A 9,770-nucleotide genomic window follows, 5' to 3' on the forward strand; every position below is an offset into this window, starting at 1 on the left:
CCCGCGAGGAGCGCGTGCGGATGACGCCGCTGCGCAAGCGCGTGGCCGAGCGCCTCATCCAGGCCCAGTCCACCGCCGCCATGCTCACCACCTTCAACGAGGTGGACATGGGCGAGGTGATGGCCCTGCGCAAGAAGTACAACGAGAAGTTCCAGCAGAAGCACGGCGTGAAGCTCGGCTTCATGAGCTTCTTCCTCCGCGCCTCCGTCGAGGCCCTCAAGGCCTTCCCGCAAATCAACGCGGAGATTGACGGCGAGGACGTCATCTTCAAGCACTACTACGACATCGGCGTGGCCGTCAGCGGCAGCCGCGGTCTGGTGGTGCCGGTGGTGCGCAACGCGGACAAGCAGGGCCTGGCGGAGCTGGAGAAGTCCGTGGGCGAGTTGGGCACCAAGGCGCGCAATGACAAGCTGGCCCTGGCCGACCTCCAGGGTGGCACCTTCACCATCACCAACGGCGGCATCTTCGGCTCCATGCTGTCCACGCCCATCCTTAACCCGCCGCAGACGGGCATCCTGGGCATGCACAACATCGTCGAGCGCCCCGTGGCCCGCGACGGCCAGGTCGTGATTCGGCCCATCATGTTCGTCGCGCTCACCTATGACCACCGGCTGGTCGACGGCCGCGAGGCCGTGCAGTTCCTGGTGCGCGTGAAGGAGTGCATCGAGGACCCGGAGCGGCTGCTCCTGGACGTCTGACGTCAGGCCCGGTAGCCGGGCAAGACTTGCATTCCGGGCGGCCGGCTGGACTTCCAGCCGGCCGTTTCACTACAACTGGGAGTGTCTCCCGGTTGTCGGGGGGCGGGAAGAACGGGCGGCTCTCCTCGCGCCGCCCCGCAAGACTGAAGGACGTGCAATGGCAACCGGTACCGTGAAGTGGTTCAACGACGCGAAGGGCTTTGGCTTCCTCACCCAGGACGGCGGTGGTGAGGACGTGTTCTGCCACCACACCGCCATCAACATGGATGGCTTCCGCACCCTCCAGGAGGGGCAGAAGGTGGAGTTCGAGGTCACCCGTGGCCCCAAGGGCCTGCAGGCGCAGAACGTCCGCGCCGCCGGCTAACGCGTCCGTCAGCCACTCCGTCCGGACTGGCCGATGACAAGAGGCCCGGCCCCACCACCTGGGGACCGGGCCTCTGTTTGTTCCGAGGCCTGGGGCCGCGCGGCCTACAGGTGGCGCTTGAAGTGGTCCATGACGCGCTCCCACTGGCGCTCGGTGACGAGCGGGTCGGGCACCATGTGCGTCAAGCCGCTGAGCGGCAGCAAGTCATGCGGCTTGCCGGCGCGGAAGAGCGCGTCACTCAGCTTCAGCGTGTGGAAGAAGTAGACGTTGTCGTCCGCGGTGCCGTGGATGAGCAGCAGCTTGCCCATGGGCTTGTCCTGCTTCGCGTACGTCAGGAGCGAGCTCTTCTCGTAGGCCTCCGGGTGCTGCTGCGGCACGCCCAGGTAGCGCTCGGTGTAGTGGGTGTCGTAGTCCAGCCAGTCCACCACCGGGGCGCCGGCCACGCCGGCCTTGAAGACGTCCGGGCGCTTGAGCACGGCCAGCGCGGACATGTACCCGCCGAAGCTCCAGCCGGAGATGCCCACGCGGGACAAGTCCAGCTCGGGGACTTCCTTGGCCAGCGCCTGGAGCGCGGCGACCTGGTCCTCCAGCGTGACGCCGGAGAAGTCGCCCTTCACCTCGCGCTCCCACTTCGCGCCGCGCAGCGGGGTGCCGCGGCCGTCAATCTTCACCACGAGGAAGCCCTGGTCCGCCACCCACTGCGACATCAGGTGCGCGGCCATGCTCTGGTGGACGACGGTGGTGGTGGGGCCGCCGTACACCTCGACGATGACGGGCAGCTTCTTGCCGGGCTTGAAGTCGCGCGGGCGCACCAGGGACGTCCAGAAGCGCTGGGGCCCCACCTGCCGCTGCTCCACGTTGGGCGTGTAGGGCGGCTCCTTCGCCACCGAGGGCAGCTCGCCCACGCGCGTGCCGTCCGCGCGCACCACCTGCACCTTGGGCATGGCCTTGAGGCCCTGCCCGTACATCACCACCAGCGCGCCGCTCTTGGACACCGCGCCCGACTCGATGTCGAGCCCCGCCGTCACCTTCTCCGGGGCGCCGCCAGCCTTCACGCGCCACAGGTGGCTCTGCGTGGGGTTGGGGCCGCCGTTGAAGTAGAGCGTGCCGTCCTGGTGGACGTAGCGCGCCAGCGAGCGGAAGCCCGCGTCCGGCTTCACCACGGTGCGCGCCAGCGAGCCGTCCGCCTTGCGCAGCTCCACCTCCGGGCCGCCGTTGCGCTCGGTGTACCAGAGGAAGCCGCTGCCATCCTCCAGCCACAGCGGGAAGGCCTGCTCCAGGTTGAGCCAGGCGTCGTCCTTCTCCGTCAGCAGCGCACGCGACTTGCCCGTGCGCGGGTCCACCGCGAGCAGCTGCTGCTCTGTCTGTTCCCGGTTCTGCACCAGCACGGTAAGCGGGCCCCCCTTGGGCCACGTCACGGTGGCCAGGTACGGGTACTTCGCCGCGTCCCACTTCGCCCACACGGTGCGCCCGCCCGTGACGGGGGTGATGCCCAGCCGCACCTTCGCGTTGGCCTTGCCAGGGCGCGGGTACGCGAAGTCCTCGCCGCCGCGCTCGGGGTGCATGACGTCGACGATGGTGAGCTTCTCCACGTCCGTCGTGTCCGCCTCCGTGTACGCGACGGACTTCGCGTCCGGGCTCCACCAGTAGCCGGTGAAGCGCCCCATCTCCTCCTGGGCGACGAACTCGGCCACGCCGTGCGACTTCGCCTCGGTGCCGCCCTTGGTGACGCGCTGCTCGCGGTTGGCGGCCACGTCGATGCGGTACACGTCATGCTCCCGCACGTAGGCCACCTGCTTGCCGTCCGGGGAGAAGCGCGGGTCCAACGTGCCGGGGCCCGTCTTCAGCTCCGTCACCTTGCCGCTGGCGCGCTCCACCACGTAGAGGCGGCCCGACAGGGGCACCAGCAGGCGGTCGCCGTCCTCGGACACCTGGTAGCTGGTGAAGCCCCGGGCGCTGACGCGCATGCGCTCACGGCGGGCCTTCTCCTCGGGGGTGAGCGTCTCCTCGGCGCCCTTGAGGATGGCCTCGGGGGTGAGCAGCTCCCGCGTCTGCCCGCTCTCCACGTCGAACGCGTAGAGCGTCTGCACGTTGGAGGTGGGCTGGGTGCGCAGGAAGAGGACGCTCTTTTCGTCGGGGGAGATGCGCACGCCGCCGGGCCGGCCGCTCATGAAGCGGCGCGTCTCCGAGAACTGGCGCAGGAAGGGGTCTTGCTTCCGCTGCGACTGGGACATGGTCAGGGGCTTGAGTTCCTGGGCGGAGGACGAAGCGCTCGCTAACAGGAGCGCGGCGGTGAGGACGTGGCGCATGCGTCGTCGAGTCCCCGCGGGGAGGGCGGGGCTCCTTTCGTGGAAAGGTGCGCGGAGCAGCCTACACTCGGCGGCCTCGCGGCCGGAGCAAACGCCTGGGCTGCTGGAGGATTCCCGACGCAATGGAAACGGAAGACGACGCCCCGCGGCACCTGCGCCTGGCCGGCGTCATCCGGCTGGGCCTGGGCGGCGGGCGGGGCCCGAAGGACGCCTACGTGTTCGACCCGCACCGGCTCGCCCTCCCCGCCTGGGCCTGCGCCCTGGGTGACGCGGAGGGCCCCGCCCTGCTGGTGACGCTGGACCGGCACCTGGACACCGTGGTGCCCCGGGCCCCCGCGGTCGTGCCGGACCGGGCGGCCGGGCTGCGCGCGCTGGACGAACACGCCCGCTGGGCGCTGGACGTGCGCAACTACGACCACATCCTCGCGGCCATGGAGGCGGGGCTGGTGGGTGACGCGCTGCTGATTGCCCGCGCCCGCCCCCGCGGCGCCTTCACGGGGGACACCTACGTGGACAGCCGGGGCCGGCCCCACCGGCTGGTGGCCGTGTCCACCGTGGACCGGGCCGCGGAGGCCTACAGCCGCCCTGCCCCCGGCGACGCCGTGCGCGACGTGCTGGACGCGGCCGGGCGGGTGCTGCTGGACGTGGACCTGGACTGCTTCACCTCCCTGAGCGACGCGGACCCGACGACGGTGCTCCCCTGGCCTCGGCAGGTGATTCGCGAGTTCCTGCTGCCCGCGGACTCGGAGCCCTTCTGGGACGCCGTGCTGGAGAAGACGGTGGCGCTGACGCTGGCGCGCGAGCCCCACCACTGCGGCGGGCTGCTCGCGTCCGGGGACCTGTTCCAGGACGCGGCCCAGGTGCTGTTCCGGGAGCTGTTGCGCACCGAGCCCCCGTGAGCCACGCCGCCCGCTACAGCGGCGTCTCCATGAAGTTGGGCCGCACGTCCGTCATCTGTCCGCCCGCGAAGGAGAAGCGGCTGCCCACCGGCGGCCGGGCGTCATTGAGCACGTAGCCGAAGTCCACGCGGAAGGGCAGGACGTTGAACTGCGGGAAGAGCAGCCGCAGGCCCATGCCCACCGTGTGCACCATGGCGGGCCTGTCGTTGAAGGCGCTGCCCGAGTCCCAGAAGAGCACGCCGCCCAGGTGCACCGTCTTCACGACGACGGGGCGGCTGCGGTACTCCAGGTTGAAGAGCAGGAGCCGCCGGCCGGAGTACGCGTCCGCGCCCGCGCCGCGCAGGCCGTTGGCGCCGCCCAGCAGGTGGATGCGGTCGAACAAGTCGTCGATATTCACGTCCAGCAGCCCGCGCGCCACGAAGCGCCCGCCCAGCACCTTGGGCGACACCTCAATCAGCTCCGCCGCCCAGCGCCGGTTGGTCCACGCTCCCCCAGGCCCCAGCGGCCGGCGGATGGCGCCCGACAGGGAGGCGGTGGTGAGCGTGTCCCCCAGCCGCAGGCGGTAGCGCAGCGCCAGCCCGCCCTCCACGAAGTGGCTCTGCTCGCCGAACACGGGCGGCGCGTAGCGCAGGGTGGCCGCCAGCCAGTGCCCCATCTGGAAGTCCTCGGCCAGGACGTACGAGTCCACGTCCCGCAGCACCTCGTAGCGCGCGTCGAAGGCGCGCAGGCTCAGCCCGACGTAGCCCGCGTCCTCGGCGCGCGGCAGGTAGTTGCGGTTGAACCACTCCGACTGCTCTGGAGAGAGGCCGGACGCCAGCGGCGCGCCGTAGGCGTAATGGTAGGCCCCCACCGTGCCGCCCACGTTCCACTTGTAGCGGGTGCCCAGCGAGCGCGTGTACGAGAAGCCGCCCACCACTTCTTCGGTCCGGTAGACGTAGGGCACCGCGGGCCCGCCGGGGAAGGGCAACTGCCAGATGGACGCGCCCCGGTAGACGCGGTTGGTCTCCACGTTCCAGGCCACGGAGGCGCTGGCGCTCCAGGGCGTGGACAGCGAATACAGCGGCCGGCTCACCGCGAGGCTGCCGCGCGAGCCCTCCGTCTTGCCCGTCTCCCGCCCCTGGATGACGGCGATGGACTCACTGAGCGACCAGCGGCTGCCCAGCACGCGCGGGTCGGTGTAGCTCTGCCCCAGGCTGAGGGTGTCCTGCCGCAGCACGAAGTCCACGGCGATGCGCTTGCCGCGCCCCAGGAAGTTCTGCTCCGTGCCCTGCAGCTTCAGGTACTGGAGCAGCGAGCCCACCGCCGCGAAGTCACTGTTGAGCCGCAGCGACCAGATGTCCTTGGTGACGGCCATCAACGCCACCGTGCCCGGCGCGCGGCCCTTCACCGCCACCAGGCGGACCATGGAGAACAGGCGCAGCCCGCGCAGGTTGCGCGCCGTCTCCTGGGCGAGCGCGTCCGAATACGGCGCCCCCACTTGGAGCAGCACCTCGCGCCGGACGACGTCGTCCCGCGTCCGGGCATGGAAGATGTTGAGGAAGTCCGGGAAGGGGTCGATTTCGGCCACCACGTCCTCGGTGGCCACCAACACCTCCTCCAGGACCTTGCCCTCCGGCGCCGGCTCCAGCACCCGGCCGTGCCGGGCCAGGGCCTCTTCAATCAGCGCGTCCTCGTAGTTGTCGATGGCGGACGCGGGCCCCTTGGCCGGCGCGTCAGACGACGCTTCCGACGGGGGAGGCGCGGCCGCGAGAGACATGGCAACGAGCAGCGCAGGCAGCGAAAGCGGCACGCAAGGCATCCTGTCATGAGCCGCGCCATTGCCCCCTGGACAATGCCGCGCTCTGTTACATCGCGGGATTTCCCGTTTTCACGGTCGCGTCAAAAATATACATGGGGGAAGCAACCGCGAAGCCCACTGGGTGGATAATGACGGCATGACCAGCGTCGTCGGCCCCCGCCGCTCGCCCCTCCTCGCTCGCCCGACCACCGAAACCGCCCGTGAGACGGCGTCCGCTCCCCGGACGACCTCCTCCGCGGCCACCAGCTCGTTCCAGCCCGCGCGGCCGGGACTCGAGGGCACCACGCCCTCGATGCTGACGAAGCTCGGCGCAGTCTTCGTTCCCCAGACGCCCACCGCGACGCAGGCGGCGGCCTCCCACCTGAAGGCCGCGGTCGGCACACGGGCGGCGTCGCTGGTCCACAGCACGACGCCCAACGCCGACATCAAGGACCACACCACCATCGAGAGCACCCTCGACGTCCCCGAGGACGCCACGGTGGAGTCGCTCAAGCTCAGCCTGGACATCGAGCACACCTACCGGGGCGACCTGAAGGTGACGCTGACCTCGCCGTCCGGCAAGAGCGCGGTGGTGTCGGACCGCAAGGGCGGTTCGGCGGATGACCTGACGGGCGCCTTCGATTTGTCCGCGTTCAAGGACGAGCCCACGAAGGGCACCTGGACGCTGGAGGTGCAGGACGCGGCGCGCGGCGACACCGGCACGCTGAAGTCGTGGGGCCTGGACATCGCCCCGAAGACGCCGGTGACGGAGCCCGAGGAGCCGGAAGAGCCCGACGACGGCCTCTTCGAGGGCCTGCGCGACGGCGCGCTGCTGGACGCGCTCCAGGACTACTCCTCCGGCAAGCGGACGGTCAGCTACAACGAGGCCCGCCGGCTGATGTTCTCCAGCCTGGACGTGAACGAGAGCGGCAACGTCGTCTGCGTGTACACGGGCGCCGAAGTCAAGGGCGGCAAGATTCCCAACAACTCGGTGATGAACACCGAGCACACCTGGCCGCAGTCGAAGGGCGCCACGGGCTCGGCGAAGAGCGACCTGCACCACCTCTACCCCACCGACAGCAAGGCCAACTCCCGGCGCGGCAGCTTCCCGTTCGGGGTGGTGGTGAACGAGCGGTGGAGCCAGAACGGCGCGAAGTTCGGCACCGACGCCCGGGGCAACATGGTGTTCGAGCCGCCCGACTCCCACAAGGGCAACGTGGCGCGGGCGATGTTCTACTTCTCCGCCACCTACAACAAGTCCATCTCCAACGACGAGGAGGCGGTGCTCAAGGCGTGGAACAAGCTCGACACGGTGGACTCCGCCGAAATCGAGCGCAACCGCCGCATCGCCACCATCCAGGGCAACTCCAACGCCTTCGTCGAGGACTCGGCGCTGGCCGACCGCGTGAAGGACTTCTAGGCCCCCGCGGAGCGCAGCTCCCCAGCGCGCAGGGGCGGCAGCTGCTCGCCCCGCGCCACCGCCGCGACGATTTTCGCCAGCCGGTCCACGCCGTCCGACAGGGCGGCCGGCCCCGGCTGGAGGATGAGCGAGCTCTTCACCTCGTAGAGCTGGTCGTCCACCACCGCCCGGACCCCGGCCCACCCGGGGCGGGCGACGATTTTCTCCCGCTTCGCCTTGCGTCCGCACCAGCTGGCGATGACGCCCTCCGGGTCGCGCCGCGCCACCTCCTCCGGCGCGAAGATGCGGCCCTGCGCCCCCTGCGACGCGCGCGACTCCCGGCACACGTCCACGCCGCCCACCAGCTCCACCAGCTCCGAACACCAGCGGATGCCGGAGATGAGCGGCTCGTGCCACTCCTCGAAGAAGATGCGCGGCCGGCGTGGCAGCGACTCCGCCGCGTCCGCGTGCCGCGCCAGGTTCGCGGTGAGCTCGGCGGCCAGCGCCTCCGCGGCCTCGGGCCGCCCCACCAGCGCGCCCGTCAGCCGCACCGACTGGAGGATTTCCGCGAGCGAGCGCTGGTTGAACAGGTAGACGGGCACGCCCCGCTTCGCCAGCTCGCGGCCGATGTCCGCCTGCAAGTCGGAGAAGCCCAGCACCAGGTCTGGCTTCAGCTCCAGGATGCGCTCGAAGTTCGCGTCCAGGAACGAGCTGACCCGCGGCTTCTTGCGCGCCTGGGGCGGGCGCACGGTGAAGCCGGACACGCCCACCACCAGGTCCTCCGCGCCCAGGCGGTAGAGCACCTCCGTCGTCTCCTCGGTGAGGCACACGACGCGGCGGGGATAGGGCGGCGCAGCGGAGAGCAGCTCGGACAGGCGGGCATTCATGCGGGGCCGCACCCTAACGCGGCCACCGCCGCGCTACGTGTCCGTAGCATCCGACAGCGCGCGCGGGCCGGGCTTTCACCGGACTCCCCGCCACGCCACGGCTCATGTGTGTCACCTGTGAAACGTTGTCGCGCCCGAGCCGGATTCTCGGCCGGTGGCGCACTGCGCCAACCCGGCAGGTCGCTTGGGAGGTGGAGGATTGCAGTGCTAGCATCTGCCCTCATGTTCGACCGGCGTGTCACGTGCCTCACCGGTCGGTGGGGGCAGTCATGATGGAGAGCAACGCCCCGACGAATGGCGCCCCACCCGACGTCGCGGACCCCATGCTGGGCCGGGTCCTGAACGAGCGCTTCCGCATCCTGGAGACGCTTGGTGTCGGAGGCATGGGCCGCGTCTACAAGGCCGTGCAGTCCCCGCTGGACCGGCTGGTGGCGCTCAAGGTGCTCAACCCCCAGTACGGCGAGGGCAAGGACCCGGGCTTCCAGAAGCGCTTCTTCCTGGAGGCCAGCGTCACCTCGAAGCTGCGCCACCCGAACACCGTCACCGTCATCGACTACGGCAAGACGGACGACGGCATCTACTACATCGCCATGGAGTACCTGGAGGGGCTGACGCTGGGCCAGCTCCTCACGCAGGTGGGCCCGCTGCCGTGGCCGCGCGCGCTCAACATCACCCAGCAGATCGCCCGCTCGCTGCGCGAGGCGCACAAGGTCGGCCTCATCCACCGCGACCTCAAGCCCGCCAACGTCATGGTCCTCAACCAGGAGACGGACCACGACGTGGTGAAGGTGCTCGACTTCGGCCTGGTGAAGTCCTTCATCGGCGACGCGGCGCCCGTGCCGCAGGACACGTCGATTACGCAGGCGGGCATCATCCTGGGCTCGCCGCAGTACATGGCGCCGGAGCAGGCGCGCAACATCGCCGACCCGCGCAGTGACGTGTACAGCCTGGGCGTGGTGCTCTACCAGATGCTGATGGGGCGGCCGCCCTTCCTGGCCGCGCAGAGCATCGACGTCATCGTCAAGCACATCAACGAACTGCCGCCCGCCTTCGGCTCGCTCTACCCCAACCATGGCATCCCCGGAGAGGTGGAGGCCCTGGTGATGAAGTGCCTGGCCAAGACGCCACCGGAGCGCTACCAGTCCATGGACGAGGTGATGGAGGCCACGCGCCGCACCCTGTCCACGGTGAGCGTCAGCGGCGCCTTCAGTGGCGCGCGCTTCGCCGGCGTCAGCGGCGTCGGCAGCGCCCCTGGCAGCGGCCCCATCAGCGGTCCCCACGGCGCGGCGGGCTCCGGTCCCGCCACCGTGGCGCTGGACATCTCCGTGGAGGAGACGCCGGGCAAGGGCGGCCGCAAGCCGCTGGGGCTGCTCCTGGGCGGCGGCGCGCTGCTGGTGGGCCTTGGCGCGGCCCTGGTGGTGGCGCTGCGCCCCACCC

At 70.4% G+C, this 9,770-nt stretch carries 8 protein-coding genes; 5 read left to right on the top strand and 3 right to left on the bottom strand.

The genetic code is table 11. From position 1 onward, the window contains the following. Both sucB and G4D87_RS26640 read left to right on the top strand, forming a co-directional pair. On the top strand, window positions 1-698 hold a 698-nt coding region (sucB, locus tag G4D87_RS26635), incomplete at its 5' end, for a dihydrolipoyllysine-residue succinyltransferase (protein WP_163785233.1). 157 nt (window positions 699-855) lie between these two features. Beyond that, entirely contained in the window at window positions 856-1,062 is a 207-nt protein-coding gene (locus G4D87_RS26640) for a cold-shock protein (RefSeq protein ID WP_163785235.1), read from the top strand. 104 nt (window positions 1,063-1,166) lie between these two features. On the opposite strand, the gene G4D87_RS26645 is transcribed toward G4D87_RS26640, so the two are convergent. Further along, the gene (locus G4D87_RS26645; RefSeq protein ID WP_163785237.1) at window positions 1,167-3,371 is read right to left on the bottom strand and encodes a S9 family peptidase; all 2,205 of its coding nucleotides are present in this window, start codon (window positions 3,369-3,371) and stop codon (window positions 1,167-1,169) included. Between the two features lie 122 nt (window positions 3,372-3,493). Between G4D87_RS26645 and G4D87_RS26650 the strand changes: the two genes are divergently transcribed. Further along, window positions 3,494-4,270, top strand: coding sequence for a UPF0489 family protein (locus G4D87_RS26650; protein WP_163785239.1), 777 nt, complete (start codon window positions 3,494-3,496; stop codon window positions 4,268-4,270). Window positions 4,271-4,283: 13 nt separating this feature from the next. On the opposite strand, the gene G4D87_RS26655 is transcribed toward G4D87_RS26650, so the two are convergent. Continuing rightward, window positions 4,284-6,068, bottom strand: coding sequence for a BamA/TamA family outer membrane protein (locus tag G4D87_RS26655; RefSeq protein ID WP_163785241.1), 1,785 nt, complete (start codon window positions 6,066-6,068; stop codon window positions 4,284-4,286). 136 nt (window positions 6,069-6,204) lie between these two features. On the opposite strand from G4D87_RS26655, the gene G4D87_RS26660 reads away from it, so the two are divergent. Then, window positions 6,205-7,467 carry an endonuclease gene (locus tag G4D87_RS26660; RefSeq protein ID WP_163785243.1) on the top strand — a complete coding sequence of 421 codons (1,263 nt, stop codon included), beginning with the start codon at window positions 6,205-6,207 and terminating at the stop codon, window positions 7,465-7,467. On the opposite strand, the gene G4D87_RS26665 is transcribed toward G4D87_RS26660, so the two are convergent. Further along, the gene (locus G4D87_RS26665; RefSeq protein WP_163785245.1) at window positions 7,464-8,333 is read right to left on the bottom strand and encodes an ABC transporter substrate-binding protein; all 870 of its coding nucleotides are present in this window, start codon (window positions 8,331-8,333) and stop codon (window positions 7,464-7,466) included. The genes G4D87_RS26660 and G4D87_RS26665 overlap by 4 nt on opposite strands. Before the next feature lie 269 nt (window positions 8,334-8,602). On the opposite strand from G4D87_RS26665, the gene G4D87_RS26670 reads away from it, so the two are divergent. Then, window positions 8,603-9,770, top strand: a 1,168-nt coding sequence (locus tag G4D87_RS26670; protein WP_163785247.1) for a serine/threonine protein kinase, incomplete at its 3' end; no start/stop codon positions are given.

Source organism: Myxococcus vastator, from assembly GCF_010894475.1.
GTDB lineage: Bacteria > Myxococcota > Myxococcia > Myxococcales > Myxococcaceae > Myxococcus > Myxococcus vastator.

Coding starts and splice junctions, on each gene's coding strand:
- G4D87_RS26640 (WP_163785235.1), top strand. CDS start 856: ATGGCAACCGGTACCGTGAAGTGGTTCAACGACGCGAAGGGCTTTGGC.
- G4D87_RS26655 (WP_163785241.1), bottom strand. CDS start 6,068: ATGCCTTGCGTGCCGCTTTCGCTGCCTGCGCTGCTCGTTGCCATGTCT.
- G4D87_RS26660 (WP_163785243.1), top strand. CDS start 6,205: ATGACCAGCGTCGTCGGCCCCCGCCGCTCGCCCCTCCTCGCTCGCCCG.
- G4D87_RS26645 (WP_163785237.1), bottom strand. CDS start 3,371: ATGCGCCACGTCCTCACCGCCGCGCTCCTGTTAGCGAGCGCTTCGTCC.
- G4D87_RS26665 (WP_163785245.1), bottom strand. CDS start 8,333: ATGAATGCCCGCCTGTCCGAGCTGCTCTCCGCTGCGCCGCCCTATCCC.
- G4D87_RS26650 (WP_163785239.1), top strand. CDS start 3,494: ATGGAAACGGAAGACGACGCCCCGCGGCACCTGCGCCTGGCCGGCGTC.